Origin of the sequence: Mycoplasma wenyonii str. Massachusetts, from assembly GCF_000277795.1 — a bacterium.
In the GTDB taxonomy this organism is placed as follows: Bacteria; Bacillota_I; Bacilli_A; order Mycoplasmatales; family Mycoplasmoidaceae; genus Eperythrozoon_A; species Eperythrozoon_A wenyonii.
The window spans coordinates 304773-322246 of sequence record NC_018149.1 but is presented as its reverse complement, the minus strand read 5'-3'; the positions used below and the strand labels follow the sequence as shown (position 1 = coordinate 322246).

At 33.7% G+C, this 17474-nt stretch carries 19 protein-coding genes and 1 pseudogene; 12 read left to right on the top strand and 8 right to left on the bottom strand.

Annotation, left to right across the window (positions count from 1 at the left end; all coding sequences use genetic code 4):
- Positions 1 to 532: 532 nt before the first annotated feature.
- Both WEN_RS01600 and WEN_RS01595 read right to left on the bottom strand, forming a co-directional pair.
- Positions 533 to 1144 (bottom strand): hypothetical protein, encoded by a 612-nt coding sequence (locus WEN_RS01600; protein ID WP_014849817.1) that lies wholly within the window; start codon positions 1142 to 1144, stop codon positions 533 to 535.
- A 129-nt stretch (positions 1145 to 1273) separates the two neighbouring features.
- On the bottom strand, positions 1274 to 1801 hold the full coding sequence (locus WEN_RS01595) for a hypothetical protein (RefSeq protein WP_238530706.1): 528 nt from the start codon (positions 1799 to 1801) through the stop codon (positions 1274 to 1276).
- A gap of 168 nt (positions 1802 to 1969) precedes the next feature.
- On the opposite strand from WEN_RS01595, the gene WEN_RS01590 reads away from it, so the two are divergent.
- Together WEN_RS01590 and WEN_RS01585 are read left to right on the top strand one after the other, a co-directional pair.
- Positions 1970 to 2569, top strand: a complete 600-nt coding sequence (locus WEN_RS01590; protein ID WP_043911305.1) for a hypothetical protein — start codon at positions 1970 to 1972, stop codon at positions 2567 to 2569.
- A 119-nt stretch (positions 2570 to 2688) separates the two neighbouring features.
- Positions 2689 to 3363, top strand: coding sequence for a hypothetical protein (locus tag WEN_RS01585; protein WP_014849814.1), 675 nt, complete (start codon positions 2689 to 2691; stop codon positions 3361 to 3363).
- 14 nt (positions 3364 to 3377) lie between these two features.
- On the opposite strand, the gene WEN_RS01580 is transcribed toward WEN_RS01585, so the two are convergent.
- Genes WEN_RS01580 through WEN_RS01570 form a run of 3 tightly spaced genes read right to left on the bottom strand, consistent with a single transcriptional unit; the run spans position 3378 to position 5802 of the window.
- Entirely contained in the window at positions 3378 to 3932 is a 555-nt protein-coding gene (locus tag WEN_RS01580; RefSeq protein ID WP_014849813.1) for a hypothetical protein, read from the bottom strand.
- Between the two features lie 50 nt (positions 3933 to 3982).
- Positions 3983 to 4630: a hypothetical protein gene (locus tag WEN_RS01575; RefSeq protein ID WP_014849812.1), complete on the bottom strand. Its 648-nt coding sequence runs from the start codon at positions 4628 to 4630 to the stop codon at positions 3983 to 3985.
- Positions 4631 to 4674: 44 nt separating this feature from the next.
- On the bottom strand, positions 4675 to 5802 hold the full coding sequence (locus WEN_RS01570) for a hypothetical protein (protein ID WP_014849811.1): 1128 nt from the start codon (positions 5800 to 5802) through the stop codon (positions 4675 to 4677).
- A gap of 93 nt (positions 5803 to 5895) precedes the next feature.
- Between WEN_RS01570 and WEN_RS01565 the strand changes: the two genes are divergently transcribed.
- From WEN_RS01565 to WEN_RS01525, 9 genes are all read left to right on the top strand, one after another.
- Positions 5896 to 7470 (top strand): type 2 periplasmic-binding domain-containing protein, encoded by a 1575-nt coding sequence (locus tag WEN_RS01565; RefSeq protein WP_014849810.1) that lies wholly within the window; start codon positions 5896 to 5898, stop codon positions 7468 to 7470.
- 3 nt (positions 7471 to 7473) lie between these two features.
- Entirely contained in the window at positions 7474 to 8439 is a 966-nt protein-coding gene (gene tsaD / locus WEN_RS01560; RefSeq protein ID WP_043911302.1) for a tRNA (adenosine(37)-N6)-threonylcarbamoyltransferase complex transferase subunit TsaD, read from the top strand.
- The gene (locus WEN_RS01555; RefSeq protein WP_014849807.1) at positions 8439 to 9590 is read left to right on the top strand and encodes a methionine adenosyltransferase; all 1152 of its coding nucleotides are present in this window, start codon (positions 8439 to 8441) and stop codon (positions 9588 to 9590) included. The genes tsaD and WEN_RS01555 overlap by 1 nt, the downstream gene beginning before the upstream one ends.
- Entirely contained in the window at positions 9568 to 10635 is a 1068-nt protein-coding gene (locus WEN_RS01550; protein WP_014849806.1) for a tRNA ligase subunit PheS family protein, read from the top strand. Before WEN_RS01555 ends, WEN_RS01550 begins: the two co-directional genes overlap by 23 nt.
- Positions 10635 to 12260: a class-II aminoacyl-tRNA synthetase family protein gene (locus WEN_RS01545; RefSeq protein WP_014849805.1), complete on the top strand. Its 1626-nt coding sequence runs from the start codon at positions 10635 to 10637 to the stop codon at positions 12258 to 12260. Before WEN_RS01550 ends, WEN_RS01545 begins: the two co-directional genes overlap by 1 nt.
- A 21-nt stretch (positions 12261 to 12281) precedes the next feature.
- Complete coding sequence (locus WEN_RS01540) at positions 12282 to 13049, top strand: phosphate signaling complex PhoU family protein (RefSeq protein ID WP_014849804.1); 768 nt, start codon at positions 12282 to 12284, stop codon at positions 13047 to 13049.
- A gap of 109 nt (positions 13050 to 13158) precedes the next feature.
- On the top strand, positions 13159 to 13515 hold the full coding sequence (locus WEN_RS01535; RefSeq protein WP_014849803.1) for a hypothetical protein: 357 nt from the start codon (positions 13159 to 13161) through the stop codon (positions 13513 to 13515).
- A gap of 218 nt (positions 13516 to 13733) precedes the next feature.
- A complete protein-coding gene (locus tag WEN_RS01530; RefSeq protein ID WP_014849802.1) occupies positions 13734 to 14471 on the top strand; it encodes an ABC transporter ATP-binding protein in 738 nt (245 codons plus the stop codon).
- Entirely contained in the window at positions 14472 to 16265 is a 1794-nt protein-coding gene (locus WEN_RS01525; RefSeq protein WP_014849801.1) for an ABC transporter ATP-binding protein, read from the top strand. It begins immediately after the preceding gene.
- Here the strand turns inward: WEN_RS01525 and WEN_RS03855 are convergent.
- Both WEN_RS03855 and dcm read right to left on the bottom strand, forming a co-directional pair.
- The gene (locus WEN_RS03855; protein ID WP_338009579.1) at positions 16262 to 16444 is read right to left on the bottom strand and encodes a DNA cytosine methyltransferase; all 183 of its coding nucleotides are present in this window, start codon (positions 16442 to 16444) and stop codon (positions 16262 to 16264) included. The two genes, WEN_RS01525 and WEN_RS03855, sit on opposite strands and share 4 nt — an antisense overlap.
- A 94-nt stretch (positions 16445 to 16538) precedes the next feature.
- Positions 16539 to 17003 (bottom strand): annotated as a pseudogene (gene dcm, locus WEN_RS03850) (DNA (cytosine-5-)-methyltransferase).
- A gap of 114 nt (positions 17004 to 17117) precedes the next feature.
- Here dcm and WEN_RS03745 point away from each other — a divergent pair.
- Positions 17118 to 17288, top strand: a complete 171-nt coding sequence (locus WEN_RS03745) for a hypothetical protein (protein WP_158308820.1) — start codon at positions 17118 to 17120, stop codon at positions 17286 to 17288.
- 32 nt (positions 17289 to 17320) lie between these two features.
- Here WEN_RS03745 and WEN_RS03935 read toward each other — a convergent pair whose 3' ends face one another.
- Entirely contained in the window at positions 17321 to 17443 is a 123-nt protein-coding gene (locus WEN_RS03935; RefSeq protein ID WP_274506151.1) for a hypothetical protein, read from the bottom strand.
- Positions 17444 to 17474: the final 31 nt, after the last annotated feature.

Sequence of the window (17474 nt, the reverse complement as noted above, 5' to 3'; positions counted from 1 at the left end):
ATTTAGAAGGGCTATATTCTTTACTATTTACCCACTCAGTTCCACCGTTGCCATCATTAATTAGAAACTTAAGATTTTCTCTTTGACACTCATCAAATGCTAAATCTTTTTCTATTTGTTCTTTTGGGGTGGCCTCTCTTTCTACTTGATTAGTGTTTCTTGTGGTCTGTAGTCTAGATTGAGAGGCGGCTTGTTCTAAAGAGTTTTGAGATACAACAGCCCCCCCCCGATACCCCCTGAGTGAGAAGTATTGGTAAAGCTATTGTCGTTCCGACTGTTAACGCACCAAAACAAGATTTTGTAAGAAAGATGGAAAACATTATTTAACTAAGTGACTCCATATTATTCTTACAAATTAATTGTTGTTGATAATCAAGCTTTTGGTAAATATTAAAAACTCTATTTAATAATTCTCTTTGATTATTGATTTATATCACTTGGAAAAGTACTTTGTAAGAGAGTTAACCTAAGTTACTAGTTTTTGTGGCGTTTATTGAGGGTTTTGAATGTCCCCTGAAAAAACAATAAGTTTTTACTGTCTTGAGGCTTGGTTAGTAAATTTAAATTCACGTCATATAAGAGGCGGCTGCCCTTCTCCCAAAGAACACTGTATGTGTGATTGATTACCATAAGCACCTAAATTTCAACTTGTTAATTCAGTTTTTTGACAAAATTTTTCATTTTTATCTTTTAGCAAGAAAGTTGCAAAAGGGACTTCTTCTCCTTCCTTATTAACTCAAGGAATTTTCTCAATATCTCTATTCCCTCTCATGGTGACTCTGTTTTCGAAAAAACCAAAGTTTTTTCAAAATAACTTAATAGTTATTACTCCATCCCCATAAACACTCATTTGCACTGTGCTGATGGGGAAGATATGATCACTAAATTCTTTAGAGTTGTAGTAGTAAAAATCAAAATCATCTTCAATCGCTACACTCTGTCCTACTGTACTACTTGATTGTTTTTTTAAACAAGTCAGTACATATGCCGAGGTTCCTCTCGATCGTTGCGTGTTAGAGGCTTCATCTTCCTTCTCAACCTCATTTCCTGAAATAACCTGAAAACACTGTATACCTTCTTTACTTAAATTGGTAGTTGTCTTAGAAAGAGTTCTGTGAAGATTTTGAACCAAGGGGGGGGGCAACGAAGTAGGACATACTACTCACAGTAGGTACCATAGCGGCTGCGCTACCAAAGAGCATATAAGCTATAGTTGCCACAGGTTATTTAAAGATTAATTATTCTAGATCTATTTATCAAATGTACTGCTTGTTTAAGTAAGTGCAGGTCAAGTTTCTTGTTGACCGCTCTGTTCTCCTCAAACACAAACCAAAGATTTTGCTTGTGAACCCTGAAAAGTAGAAAGTTTGGTTGTTTTGCAGAAACCAGTTAGATCAAAAATCTTTCCTCCTTCTTTTACTCATGGATTACTTTCCAGAGTTCATCTATTTACTTTCAAAGCGGCACGACCACCAAATAAGAATTTGACAGAAAAATCCCTTTCTGAGTTTCTTAGATCTTCATCTATAGGTTTAACTTCCAAAGTTTTCACCAAAGAAATTGATGTACTGGGGGTAGCGGAATACAAATAGAAGTGAAGTGTTGAATTATCCGATTTTCAACCGCAAGCGAGCAACTTATTGTTAGTAACTCTAGCGTCAAGCGCGACATAGCAATCTCTTGTTGCTTTTAATTGAGCAATATCCCTAATCCAGAGGGGGGGGCCAATAAAGTAAGCAATGCTTCCACCTCAAGGTCCAAGAGAGGCCATACTTCCTATCATCATCAACTTATATAACATTTCTTACTCTTTTGGAGAAAGGAGAAAGGCCGTTAAACTCTTGTCTTTTATTTTCTTCAAAAAGAATTCTTATTTTTTGTAATTAGACTAAGTGTGCATATTCATTTTCACCACTTTAATCCTTACACAATTAAGCAAAAAAGAATCTAAACTTTAATTGATTTTTTTATGTTTTTAAAGTCAATATCTTTTTTGACTTTTTCTGGAATAAGTATTGCAGGACTTGTATCTCCCGTATCTTATCTCTCATATACTGGAACTTTCTTTAAAAAGATGTGAAGAAGAGATCTTAGTTTAAAAACTCCTGTACTTAAGTGCAAGAATGGAACTCAGAAAAGTCTAGGCTTTTATCTGCACTTGAGTGACTCGGGAGGGGGCATGGATAAATCTGATAATTCAATTCTTTTAAAGATTGTTGGAGGGGAAAAAGGGGAAAAGGTATTAAGTAAAGAGAAAAATAAATTTTTTATCGAATACAACAAAGATGGAGCTGGAAAGATGTATCTGAAACCAAAAGGAAGTTCAGGAACAACTTCCTTTGTTGGCTTAGAATGCACCGAATCAATCATTTCGAGTCTTGCAAATGAAACTGAAACTGGTGATATTTGAATTAATGAGGACAGTATTTATGGTATGTTTACTGAACAAAGTAAAGGAAACTGCAAAAGAGGGATTGGGAGAATTGAATGTGATATTGAACTAAAAGAAAATAGCAATCTCAAGTGAAACACAAATGAAAAACCTAAAGTAATATATACGGCTTTCTAAAGTTATTAAGAAAACATATTTTTATTTAGTTGTGGGGTACTGGGCGAAGAAAATATTAATCTTAGAAATATAGACGGAGACAAAGATCTTCGCGGAATTAACAATCAAAAACTCTTAACTTGATAGGTTTAGGTGCAAAGTTTCTTGTAACTTCTATTGTTGGGGCTGGTAGTGTAGTTGGGTGAGCTTCTTTTTCTACTCCAAACTGAGACCCTCCAAATATATGAAGAATAAAGTCTGGCAGTAAGTTCTATTTATCTTCTTGTTTTAATAATCCATACGACAGAGACGGTCAAACAACTTATTCAGATTTATGAATCTATCTAACTGTTAAGGACTCAGTAAGTGATATACAAGAAAATGCCGAGCTTGAATTGCGGGCCCAAGGATATTTTAAAAAAATGAAAGGAACGAAACTTCATGTTCCTACACAATACACCGACAAGAGTTTGCAAGGTTCGGTAAGAGGCACAGGAGGAACTTCGACCGATTATGAAATAAGAAAGCAAACTCGAATTCAACTAGGAGAAACTGGTGGGGGCGAGGACAGTGAAATATTTGGATCTAACATAGATTGTCACAGTAAAATTTTTGATTTGTCTGGTAGTGAAGATGGAATGATAACACTTCCATTAAACAAAGTTACTTTTAAATTAGAAAGTGATGTTGATGGTCAATTAAAAAATAAATACACAAGTAAGGGTCAAAAAGTTTATTCAATAAAAATAGAAACTCAGGGAGGCACTAATAAATTACAGTGAGCAAATGGCTTTAAACCTATAGTGATTATTTAGGGTCTAATTAACTGTTACTTATTTAATTGAAAATTAGTTAATTCAATAAAGCCATTTCAAGATTTTGGAGAGTTGGTACTGCAAGAAAGTATCATTCCTTGATCTGCTGTCCCAGTATTACAGTTATTATAGAAATCTAGATTTTCTGGGCTGTTCTTTAGTTGCTCACTTAAAAGAGTCAAAGTCTTAGTTTCTTCTTCTCCATCTAAAGTAATGGTTATTTGTTTATTTGTTGGGCCTGATATTTGTTTGATTTTTGTGAAAGCTTTGTTGTTATCTGAATTACTGGAATCATACAAATAGTATTTGTCTTGGTTAGCGCAAACTAAAAACTTAAGGAAATCTTGAGGAGTTATTGGAATTTCTCAACACTCACCTCTACTTGCCATTCCTTGCACACTTAAATCTTCATAATTTACTACTGGTGTTGTTGTTGGTGTTGAAGTTAAAGGAGTTTGAGTTGTTGTAGAAGAAGATTTTCTTGCATTCAGAGCTAAAGGAGTAGCAATGGCAGTTCCTGTAACTACAACTACAGAAACAACTTTAGCTAGGAGAGTGAGAAAAGACACTCTTGATTTTGAGTTACTTTATGTCCTACTCTAAAGTAAAAGGAGTCTAACTAAAAGATTGAAAATCGATAAACAGAGTGACTATTTTCTTTTCCTTCTCATCCTTGTAATACACATCTAAGATCATTTCCTCCTGCCCCTTTAGAACTAATTGTGCATTGCTTACTTAGATTCACATTGCTGAAATGCTTTCATCCACTACCAACAGCTACTTTTCAATCTTTTCTTGATCCATCTTCCAAAGTTAATTCCAACTTAGCAGTTTTTGAACTATCAACACCTTCTTCTACGTAATTAACTCTTGAAACTTTCTTTACAAAACCATCTTCAGCTCTAGAAACAAAATCATTTCTTGCACTTACATACTTAAATTCCACTTCTCCTTTGCTATTTTCATTGCAAGCATAAAGAGCATTTAGTCAATATTCTGGATTTTCAGGATTTTGAAGTAATTTGCAATTAGCAACTTGACCTAAAGCCTTACTAATTTTTTGATGAGAAGCTTCTCTAGCTCTTACTTCAAATAAAGCATTTCCAAAATTAGAAATTGTCTTTCCAAAAGTAGAACCAAGCTCTTGTGCGATACTTCCTTCTTTTCTTTCTATAGCAGTGTTGGTTTGTTGAGAAAGTGCAATAGGAGCGACAACACCTCCTCCAACTGCACCAATTCCTAATAGTGCTTTAAGAAGGAAAACCATATCTTTTTATTTGAGTAGTTGATTTAAATTATACATTCTTTTCCTTAACCAACCTGTTCTGAAGTGAAAGTTAACTCAGAATTTATTTTTCAAGGCAATATTGAATTACTTTCTGTGTACATCTTTTTACCTTTTATTTTTGTCTTAGTTGGATCTCATATATAGTAGTTTCTGTTTGAAGAAAGAGGAATATCAATTACTTTTCCACATTCTTTACTACTACTTTTTGCTTTGCAATAAGAGGCTGGTCTTTCTTTTCCTCCCAGAATAGTCCCATATTTTTCATATCTATATCTTCAATCGTCCTTTAGTGTTTCTCGGATGAACTTTAAGTCGTGAACTACAAAAAATCCAGCAGTGCCATTTTTATCAAGTCTTGTCCAAGCCTTTTTCTTTTTACTGTTAGTTGAATTTATATACAGATAGCCAGTTCTAGACCATTTTCTGGTTTGTTTACTTGTACCAATTCCCTTAGATCCTCAAATAATACCTAAATTTCCACTTTTTAGATTTAGTCCCATATATGTAACAGCCTCATCAGTGATTGGATTTTTTAATTTAGTTCCTATAAATTTAGGTCTTTCTTCAGAACTCTTATAAGTTTTAAAAATACTATTATCACACCATCCATTTTGAATTGCTCCTTTCTCTTCTTCTATTCCGCATTTTTCTTTAATACCTAGGTGTTTGTATTGAATTAAACTAACTAGGCCAGTCAATTCAACTTCTCCTGTTCTTCTATTACTTCCTATAAGAACAAACTTTTTAGGAGTTAATCCAATTTGTTCCTCTGCTTCAGTTGATTTAATAATTCCTTCACTCCCTACCTTTTCTATTAATCAAAGCTTTCCCTCGGGATCTTTAGGACTTAAATCTTTGACTCTCTTGTTATCTTTAGTAAAGCTTGCACCAGAATCAACTGCTCTTACAACATACCCATAAGAATACTTAGTTTGTTTTTCAAATGCCCCCCCCAGTCATCCTGAGTCAAATGATGGAAGAATAAACCCTTTACCTCAATCATTTCACTCCTCAGTTACAGAGATTTGTATCTTTCTAGCTACATCCAATAGAGAATCTATGGGAGTGAAGAATGAACAAATACCTCCTAAACTACCAGTAGCTACTAATCCTTTTCCTACACTTATTGGACCCTTTAATAAACCAATCAATATTTGACCTTACTAACAATAAATCCCCTTTCCCCTAATATTCTTATTAATTTGTTATTTTATTTTTCAATAATTTCTATTTATTAATAGAAATTGGGTTTCTTTACTAAGTTCTTTCTATTACCTTCTTCAGCTTCATTAGTAATACCAGTATCTGTAGTAACTACTAATACTAACTTAAGTAATGAATTAGTATTAGCTACTTATCAGTCTTATATCCTAGACACTATTGCTGATGAAGCTTACAACGATTACAACTTAAAAACCATTTATTTCGAGAATGACAAGGAAGTATTCAATGGTTTTGCCTCTGGAGCCTTTGATTTAGCTGTTTTAAGCTCTTCTACTCTCGAAGAAGCTATAGATAAGGGGTTAGTGCGTCAAATTGATTGAAAGAGATTTAATGGTGAAGTCAAAAGTAAATTAGGTCTGAATGTAGAAAATCGAGTCGGGCAAGAAAACGGACAATTAGTTACAAAGCTGGGGGAACTATATTCCCCAGTAATTAAGGAATTCTTTAGTAAAAACAACAAACTAGCAACACACGGAGTTCCATACTTTTTAAGTTATTTAGCTTTTGCATATAGCGGGGATAAAAAGTTAGGGAATGGAGATGGCGCGTCTGAAGAAAGTAACAGCACGACAATGAAACCCATGGGCTGAAAAGAGTTAATTCAAAAAATAACTCAAGACGAAAGATTTAAAACACAAGGCGACAGACCCAGACTAGGAATGGTCGAGGATGAATTAACTCTTTTTTCTCTTTCTAAATTAAGTAGTCAAGACAGTCAAGAAGGGGAAGTGACAGAAATAACAAATTTATTCAAAGATAAAGAAAATAAGAAATCAGAAAAAGAGTTCTTTGATTCTTTCATGAAAATAAATGCTGCTGGGATTAAAAAGGGAGGGGAAATGGGCTCTAGACCTATATTCTTCAGTCCCGATTCAGTTGTACTTTCTGATGCATTAAATGACGGAACTTTAAATGGGGTTTTCTTTTACAATGGAGATGCACTATATGCTCATACACTAACACAAGAGGATTCTGAGGATGAAGATGAAAAAGAAGAGGAGGAAGAAGAGAGTGATAGCGAAGAAAAACAAATCCATATTGTTCCACTAAATCCAGCTCTTTGATTGCTAGATAGTATTGCTATCTCTGCAAAGGCGAGCGAAGAGAAGCTTGACACAATATATAAATTCCTTGAAAAAATATCTTTCGGAGATTTAGACAAATTAAACGAACTGCAAGTACAAAAGACATTAGAGGCTGATGATGAGGAGGGGCAAGAGGAGGAACGGGAAGTTCCACGAGAAGAAGCTAAAAATAAAAAAGCTGGATGACTAATTAAAAACTACAAGGAGATTTTGTATACTCCCGCACTAAAAACTTTCAATCAATGAATTAAAGGAAAATTGCGAACCAGTGAAGGTGGAGGGGGCGGTGGTTCTAGTTCAAACGGTGAAGAATTCTACAAAAAAGAAAAAGAATTCCTCTATGGTAATCCGGACATAGAAGAATGCTTAGAGAAGCAAACACAAACAAGAGTTAAAAGATCACCTGAAAGTCAACAATGTAATATCTCCATAGTCTTTGAAAGAGGACTATCAGATGCTCAAAACTTAAATCTAACTATGGCTTTCGAGAGATGAAAGAATGGTTTCTAGGTCATAGAAAAACTAATACTGGGAATTGAATGTACTTGTGATGATAGCTCAATAGCTATCTATTCAGTTACTCAGAAAAGAATACTAGGAGAAGCTCACTATTCTTCCAGTAAAGAACACACACAATATGGAGGAATAGTTCCAGAAATAGCTGCAAGAGCTCACCAAAAACACCTAGTAAGACTCATAGAGGCTTGTTTAATAAAGACCAAACTACAACTCTCAGATATTAGTCATATAGCCTATTCTGCTCTTCCAGGTCTAGATTCTTCTCTTTTGGTAGGAAAGATGATAGCCACTACTTTAGCTATCTCTTTGAAAAAAGAATTAGTGCCTATAGATCACTTAGAGGCACATGTATTCTCTATAGGGCTAAGTAGAGAGATAAAGTTTCCTTCTTTAGCGCTATTGATCTCTGGAAAAAACACTATTATCTTTCTTCTAAGAGACAAAGAGAATATAGAGGAGTTAGAGAGAAGTCAAGATTGTGCTGTAGGAGAGGCCTTTGACAAAATAGCTAGGATAATGGGTTTTGAATATCCAGGGGGGCCTCAACTAGAGAAATACTATAGAAAGGAATTAAATCTAGAAGGTTTTTATCTAACTAATAGAAGTAGAAATATCTCCAAGCTGAGTTTGAACTTTTCAGGACTAATTACTTCTGCCTCTAGGATCTGAAAAAAATTAGAGGGAATTCCTTCTTACTCTCTAGAAGAAAAGAAAGAGATCTTAAGTACTTCTTTTCAAGAAGAGACACTACTTATTCTCTACTTGAAACTAAAGTATTGAGCTAAAAAATACAAAATATCAGAGATATATTGTTCTGGGGGAGTTAGTAGGAACTTAGTATTAAAAGAGCATTTAACTAATAAATTATCCTCAGAGGGAATAAAGCTTTATTTTGTGGATGAAAGATACTCTGAAGATAATGGGGCTATGATAGCCTATAGGGCTAGCTTATTAATTTAATGCCTAAGTTACTAAGAAGTGCAGAAACAGTAGGTAGAGGACATCCAGATAAGATAGCTGATTTAATAGCAGATAGTATCTTAGATGCACTTATAGAGAAACTAGGAAGAGAAAAGACAAGACTCTCTGCGGAGGTATTAGTAAGTAATAAGAAAGTATTAATTGCTGGAGAGGGTAGTTCTCATTCAGAAGTTAGTTTCGAAGAGATAGCTAAAAAGATACTTTATCTATCTGGATATGAACCAGATAAGTTTGAGATACTACTGGACTACAAAGAGCAATCTAAAGAGCTTTCTCAATTAGTTACTGGTTGTAACTTTAGTAATGACCAAGGGATAGTCTTTGGTTTTGCTACCAAGGAATCCAAAGAGTTACTCCCTTTAGAACATCTATTAGTTAAGAAATTAGCTCTAAAAACATTAGAGCTAAGAGAAGATGAAACTCTCTGATGAGCCAAAGAAGACTTTAAGGTTTTAGCTCAACTAGAGCTAACTTATAGTGATACAGATAGATTCCAATCTGCAAGACTTAATACACTAGTTTTCTCTATTCAACACTTAGATTTAGTTCCACAATCACAAATAGAAACAGAACTAAAGTTAAGAGTTATCTTCCCAATACTAGAAGAACTAAATATCTCTTATGACTCCAATACCGCTTGACTTATTAATCCTTCAGGTAGTTTTCTTATTGGAGGATTAGAGGCTGATAGTGGTCTAACTAATAGAAAACAAATAGCTGATTCTTTTGGTCCAGTAGCTCACCATGGTGGTGGAGGGCTTAGTGGAAAAGATCTAACTAAGATAGACAGACTAGGAGCATACTATGCTCGTTGAGTGACAAAGAATATTGTTGCTGTGGGATTAGCACAAGAATTAGAGCTGAAGATTGTGTATGCAATTGGTCAACCAGAAGCACTGTCTTATACACTAACTCACTCCAAAGGGCTTAAATTTAAACCAGAAAAGCTAACTGATTTAATTCAGTCTTGCTTCCCAACCAAAGTTAAAGAGATCTTTAATTACTTCAATTCATTTGAGTTCTCTTTTTCGGAGTTAGCAGAAAAGTCCCACTTCGGACTCAATACTGACTTACCTTGAGAGCAATTAAATAGAGCAAAAGAGCTTTATGACTGAATTAGAAATACTTAAAGAACTAGAGCTTAAGTTCAAAGAGTCTTCCTCTAGAGAGGAACTAGACTCTGTATTCAAAGCCTGAAGAGCTCAACACACTCTTCCAATAAGAGAGCAAATAAAGAAAACTAACTCTAAAGAAGAAAAGAAAGAGTTAGGATTAAAGCTCAAAGAGTTAACAGAAAAGTCACAAACACTCTATGAGGCTAGAAAGCTAGATTTTTCTAGCTGAAATACTCCCTTCTTTGAGGTTAGAGGGGGAGAAGAAACAACTGAGTTTAAAGCTAACTATTCTTCTAGAAACTTACTCTCTGAAGTCTTTGAAAGTGTCTACCAATTCCTAGAAAGTAATAACTTTTATTTTTTTGAAACCAGTGAAATAGTTCAAGTAAAAGAGAACTTTGATCGTTTATTAATTCCAGAGTCACATCCAGCAAGAGCAGAAAGCGATAGTTACTTTCTCTCTAAAGCTCAATCAGGTTCTTGATTTCATAGATATAGATTCTTAAGTTCTGAACCTTTAATGCTTAGAACTCACACAACTACTAGTACCTTAAAGCTACTAAGAAAATACAAGAGTAAAAAGTTCTTAGGAGCCTCTATGGGAAATGTATACAGAAAAGAAGATAATGACTCTACACACTTATCTCAATTCAACCAACTAGATTTAGTGTGAGTAGATAAGAAGTTAGATCTAACTAATCTAAGAGAGTTAATAGAGAAGCTTATAAGCTCTCTATTGTTTGGGAAAGACTCTGAGATTAAATCTAACTACAGACTAAGACCTTCTTATTTCCCTTTTACCTCTCCCTCTTATGAAGTGGATCTAGAGTGTAACTGCAAAAAGTCTAAGGATTGTTCTCTTTGTAAAGGTACTGGTTGAATAGAACTCTTAGGGTGTGGTTTTTTAAGACAAGAGATCTTAGATAAAACACACTCTAGTTATGTTGCAATAGCTTTAGGAATAGGAATAGAGAGATTAACTATCCTAAAGTATGGAGTTAAAGATGTTAGAGAGTTATATAGAAATAATCTCTCTAATTTAGTAACTCCTATGTCTTAGTGCTTCTCTCCGATAGTCTCTTACACTTCTTTCTTCCTGACTTAAAAAAAGCTAATCTAGAAGAATTAGAGGCTTATTTAACTAGTATTCAACTAGAGATAGTTGAAAGTTGAGAGTCTCCAATAAAGTCTCCACATCCCATAAAGGTATTAAGTGCTTCTCTTGCAGATGAACAGAAATATAGATATGAATTGTGTAGTCTCAGAACGGGCAATATCTTTTATACCTACTCCAATCTATCTGAGCTAGATATAAACAAAGTTGTTTTTATCTCTAAACAGTCAATACCAGATGGCTCTGTTATTGAAGATAGAGAATTTCTTGCTTTCTCAGATATCTTTAGGGAGAAAGGTTCTAGATCCCCGAAAGTAACTCCTATCTCTATTGACTCTACAGACCCTCACTTCAAAGAGTGATTGGAATTCAATTTCTTTTTCCCAACTAAGTTCTATAGATTAAAGCAAATATATAAATATTGTGATTTTTCTACTAGTTGAGCAGTTTCACAAGAACTATCTTTGCCAGCTAATATAGTTCCTAAGAAATTTGAGAATCAAACAATAGAAGAGCTATTTCCAGAGAGCTCTTCTAGTAACCTATTAGTCTCTATATTCCTGCAAGTTCTACAACTAAAAACAGCTCCTTCTTATAAAGAGAAGCTCACTCTCTTGCTACCTTACTTATTCGGAGAGTATCAAAATTACATCTTTACCCCTGCAGGCTCTAAGCCTAGATCAAAATTAACTACTCAAATTAAGCTAAGAAAGCTATTACCTATCTTTTCTGAACTAAAAGAAGACTGAGAAGAAAAGGTAGTTAAGAGACTCTCTCAATCTCATTTCACTCTTAAACTTTCAAGTTTTTCAGTCAAAAAAAAAGATGAGTGAGAGGTATTTTGACCTCCTTGATACTCTACAAACACTCTTCCTCCAATCTCTGAATTATTAGTTAAGTTGATTCCTCTAGATCAATCCCCTAAAAAACTAGGTTCTAGTAGTTCAGATAATTCTTTAAGGGAATGTAATTCAGTTGAGCTAGCTTCAGAAACAAGACAACTAACTAAGTTACTAACTCAATTAAGAACTTACTTAAGAGAGAAAGGGTTTGTTGAATGTAACTCTGTTAAGTTCACAGAAAGAGAGTCAAACTTCAAAAGTCCTTCTATAGTACTAACTAGTAATAAAGAAGTTAGCTTAAGAGATAACTTACATCTCTCTTTAACTAAGGTACTACTAGAAAACCTAAATCAATCTAATGAGTTATATCCAATATTTGAACTCTCTTATTGCCCTTGAACTAGTGTTTGAAAGTTAGGTTTAGCTGTAATAACTAACTTTGTAAAAAAAGAGGAGAATTCTTATAACCTCTTTTCTCTAAAGAAATTAGTTTCAGAGTTAGTCTCTCAGTTGTTAGGTAAGGAAATCACATTCAAGGAAATACCTTTAGAGGAGAGATATATGCCTAGCTGAAAGGCTTCAAAGATATATAGCTTAGTTCATATCTTTGAAACTCAAGAGATAAATGTGGGAGAATTCTTAGTCTTTAGAGATGAACAATTGGAGTTAAGAAAAAAAGAATTACTTTCTTTAAACTTAAATATTTGGATAGAAAAGACTGAAAAATAAAATTGAGTTCTGTGAGGAGTTATGCCAATTAATAAGGAGTTACTAGAGTTATCAATTAAAGAATGTTATTCAAATTTCTTAGACTATCTCAGATTAGTTAATAGCTTCATAAAGAGCTCTCTCTCTTTTTGGGAAGGAGAATTGGAGTGAGATGATATAGAGAAAATAGAAGCTAAATCTAATAACTATTACTGCAAGCACTTATTAGATTTAGAGTGACACTGTACTAAAAACACACCATCTAATACCAAACTCAGATTCTTTCTAGCTGTATTACTTTCTATTAAGGATTTAGAGAGATGTTGTGATTATCTCTATTCAATCTCAAAGATAGCACTCCAAGATGAAGAAAAGAAATTAAAAGATATTGTTTTGAATTCAGAGCTTTGAAAGTTAATACTTAGTTACTTTCAAAATATCTATTTTTTATTTAGAGACTCTGAGGGGAAGATACACCAAGAAGTCTTTCAAAAGATACTAGTTGAAAAGGCTGACTTACAAGAAAAGATATTCTCTCTTTCTAAACAACTAAATAAAGAATTACTTTATGTGTGAGGAAGTAATGTTCTTCAAAGTGTTACAACTAAACCAATGAGTGACTTAGCTCAATTGGAATTAATGGAAGAATTACTAACTACTTCTAAGCTATTGCAACACATAATAGTGAAGACAGATAGATTTTTGGATCATGCATTCAATATAGTAGAAAACTTTTACTATATTAAGAATCAAGAGATACAGTTAAATTGCAATAACTTATCTTTATTAGGAGAAAGAGTTATAGAGTAGAGTAACTTAGCTGAAATATAACAACTATCTAGGAACTAAATTAAAAGCACCCTTCGCGGTTGCTTTTGAGCAAAATAATGTTCCAGTTGCACTGCAATCTAATAAAAGAGTGCAGGAAACCTTTACAAGAGTTGTTTTCTTGAAATCACAACTATTCAATAAGTGCAGTGAAATAGTTCTAGATATAGCTGAGAGATACAAGAGTCTCTTTTGAATCACAGAAGATACTCATCAGAAGATACTTAACTTTATTGAAGAACCTTTAGATACTAATCCTGCAACCTTAGTAGGTTACAAGAGAAAGGAGTATAAGAGATATCAAAAGTTCTTAACTAAGAAACACAAGCCTTCAAAACCTCTTGTAACTCCTTTGATTCCCAGTATCTTTCTTCCTAAATCAAGTACCTTTAACTATCAAGAGATTATTGACTACTTCAAAGGAATATATGATTCAGAAAATAACTAGAAGCTCTTATTCTTTCTCAGTTAGTTCACAAACTCTTTAAACACTCAGGGAGTTGTTGTGCAGGCTGTCAATGTAAGAGATGAGAAGAGCTAAAACCACTTAGTTATGATGACTGAAATGAGAAAGAAAATAAAGAATTCAAACAACTAAAAAAGAACTTTACTAAGCAAACTGTTAGTAGAGTTTCTAAGTTAAATAAAGCTCACAAAGGTTCTATTGTGAGCGAGAATAGACCTAACTATGTTATTGAGTGCAAAAACTTAGAAAAGTGATATGTAAATACAAAGACCGGAGAATATACCAGAGTACTTAAGAATCTCAATCTAAGTGTTAAATATGGAGAGTTAGTAGTTATTCTGGGAGAATCTGGTTCTGGAAAGACTACTTTACTAAATATTCTTTCCGGAATGGAAAGAGCTTCTAATGGAGAGTCTATAGTCTTTTCTCACTCTTTAATAACTATGGATCAACAACAAATGACTTGATTTAGAGCTAAGTATCTCTCTATTATCTTCCAGAACTATGCCTTAATTCCTGAACTAACTGTTAGAGAGAATATACAAGTTGGTCAAAGAATTCAAACCAATGTTAGAAAGAGACTAGATATAGACCAAATAGCAGAACATCTAAAGATTTCTGCTCAACTCTCTAAGGTACCAAAAGCTCTTTCTGGGGGACAACAACAAAGAGTATCTATTGCTAGAGCTCTAGCAAAAAACCCAGAACTAATCTTTGCTGATGAGCCTACAGGAGCTGTTGATGCTGATACTTGTAGAGACATTCTGAATATCTTTGTAGATATCAATAAGAGATATGGAACAACTATCTTATTGATTACTCACAATAGATTAATTGCAAAGATAGCACATAAGGTAATAAGAATAGATAAGGGAATGATAGTCTCTACAGTCTCTCAAATGCCTATGCATCCTAATCAAATAGACTGACACAGTTAGATGTTTTTTAGTACTAGAGTTCAGTTATTTGGAAGAAGAACCTTTGAGAATAGAAAGTCTAGACCAATAAGAGAGGTTAGAGTTCCTAATCAAGCAGCTCTAGTAGATTCACTAAAGCAGTTTGAGTTAAAGAGAGCTAGATTTAGAAGTGACTTTCCTCTTAAGTACTGGCTCACTAACTACAACTTTCTAATTAATGTTTTCTTTTGGTCTTTCTTTATATGAGGCTTTTGAATTGTGACTTCTATGTTATTTCCAACTAGCTCAGTACCTATAGTCCATCCACACAGTCTAGTAATTATTTTTGAGACAGCCTTTTCATATGTATTTAGAAGACACAATCTACCTTCTATTAGCAATAGCTATAAATTAGAACAACCTGGATGACACAATGATGCCTATTACTTTATCTCTTTAGCTGTATTCCTTTTAGTACTAGGTATTTATCTCTTATTTATTCTGAAGGATTTCTTTGTTGAAATTGAGAGCATGTTGTCCAGAAACAGAATAGGAATACTTATGGAAAAAAATAAGAGATTTATGAAAAGAACTTACAAGCTTGCATTTTTGCAATTAGCTAATATAGCTTGAACTTCTTTTGCCTCTGTAATGATCTTTGGTAAAGGGTTTTATGGGAATACAACTGAAAATATTAAAGCTTATCACTTGTTATTTGGGGAGAGTAGTCCAAAACAAGAAGGGAAAACAGAAAGTCTTCCATTCACCCCTCAAGGTCATATAACCTTTTGATTCAATCTTCTTTCTTTCTTTGCTTCTATTTGGATTTATAGAAGATATCTAAAGGAGTTCTTTGCAGGAAATCCTTTTATCCTACCTTGTTTAAGAAATATCTTTATACAACTTCAAGCCTCTTTGAAAGCTGTTCAGCCTGCAAAACAAAAGCTTCAAAAGAGAAGAACAAAACCACAAAAGATCTCTAAGAAAGAATTAGAGAAGCTAGAAAAAGAGAATGAAAATCTTCCATTCATTCACTTAAAGGATGTAAATAAGAAATTCGGGAATTTCTTAGCTCTAAAGGATATCAACCTAAGTATTAATAAGGGTGAATTTATCTCTATTCTTGGTCCCTCTGGATCAGGAAAGACCACTCTTATTAACTTATTGGCTGGGATTGATATCCCAACTTCAGGCTCTATGGTAATAGATAAATGTAATACTTCATTCTTTTCAGATCATGAGCTGACAGCCTTCAGAAGAGAAAAGATAGGATATATCTTTCAAAACTATGCTTTAATTCCTTATCTAACGGCTAGAGGGAATATAGAACTTTCTACAGCTCTAAGAGAAAAAATGAAGAATTTTAGAGAGACTCTAGTCTCTTTATTCAAAAGATTTAAGTCTTTTAGAGTAAAGGGATGTAACTACCTAACTGCTATTAAAGAAGTCATTAAGACTATCTTTTTAGCTCCAGATTGTAGTGATATCTCTTATTTACTTAATATCTTTGGATTACTCCCTCATGAAAATAAATATCCTAATCAACTATCTGGGGGACAACAACAAAGAGTATCTATTGCTAGATCTTTAATTAAAAGACCTTCTATTCTCTTTGCAGATGAGGCCACTGGAGCCCTAGACCATGCCACTGCTAAGATCATTCTTCAATTCTTTAAGTTAATTAATAAGTATGCAAAGACCACAATCATTATGATTACTCACAACCCAGCAATAGCAACTATTACTGATAGAGTAATAAGAATTGATTCAGGAAGAATAGTTGAAGACTACAGAAATCCTAATCCTGTTGATATAGAGAGCCTAACTAACCTTTAAGACAATATCTTTAATATCTCCTGTGCAATCTCTCTAATAACTGGAACAGCTACAAAGTTACCAAATTGTTTATAGGCTTGAGTATCACTAACAGGAATTAAGAAGTTAGAAGGAAATCCCTGTAGATTAGCAGCTTCTCTAGGTGTTAACTTTCTTGGATTCTTTCCTTCTTGTTTAATGAGTATCTCACTCCCATCTTTGTAATACCTAGCAGAGATAGTATTGGTATATTCACTATCTACATCAAATAAAGAGAAGCCAAACCTTTACCTTCTAAAGTATTCTTTTTCTTTCTCTCTTTTGTGGGACTCCAAAGTCTTTGGAATTAAAGAGAAAGACATAAGTGTGATAGTTTAAGTCTTCTAGGTGTTGAATAATGGTCTTTAGTGTTTGACCTTTATTGTGATTTCTTAAATTCTTTACATTCTCTAGTAAAAAAGCCTTAGGCTTTTTATCTCTTAGTGCTCTTACTATCTCAAAGAAGATAGAACCTCTTTGATCTTGAAAGCCTTGTTTTTGACCAGCTTGACTAAATGCTTGACAGGGGAATCCTGCTACTAGGATATCGTGATTAGGAATTACAGAAGAGTCAATGTTTTGAATATCTCCACTTGGCTCTTCTCCAAAGTTTGCAAAATAAGTCTATTTTGCAAATTTATCTATTTCACTACTAAATACTGTTTGACATTGACCTGTTAAGTGAAAGCCTAGTCTAGTTTCCTCTATCCCAGCAAACAAATCAATAATTTTGTATTTAGCTTTTGGATTGTTGGGGAATGGAGGAAAGGTGGTGGAGAAAAGAGGGCTGAAAAGCGGGAAGTTAGTGATGAAGTGGTAAATTGGGAAAAATGGATGAAAAGGCAATATGGAATTGAGATTGGATATTTAATTAAAAATGCTGGAGTGTTAGGTTTTACTCAAACAGAAAGTGGGACAGTAAAGTGTAGTGATGTAGAACACTACTTCCCTATAGATTTTGCGCAACTTCCTATCCCGTGTATTAAAGATTTAAGGAAAAACTAACTATTGCTTATCTAAGTTCCAAGAATACAAAACTAATCAACATAATTTACTTGGACTGACTCATCAATTTCTATCTTGTCTGCTGAATAAGCAATAAGTGGTTTTTTACTTAATTGTTGTGCTGCAAAAACACCAGCAAAGCCAGATATTATCATAGGGAAAAAATACTTAATAGGTAACATCATA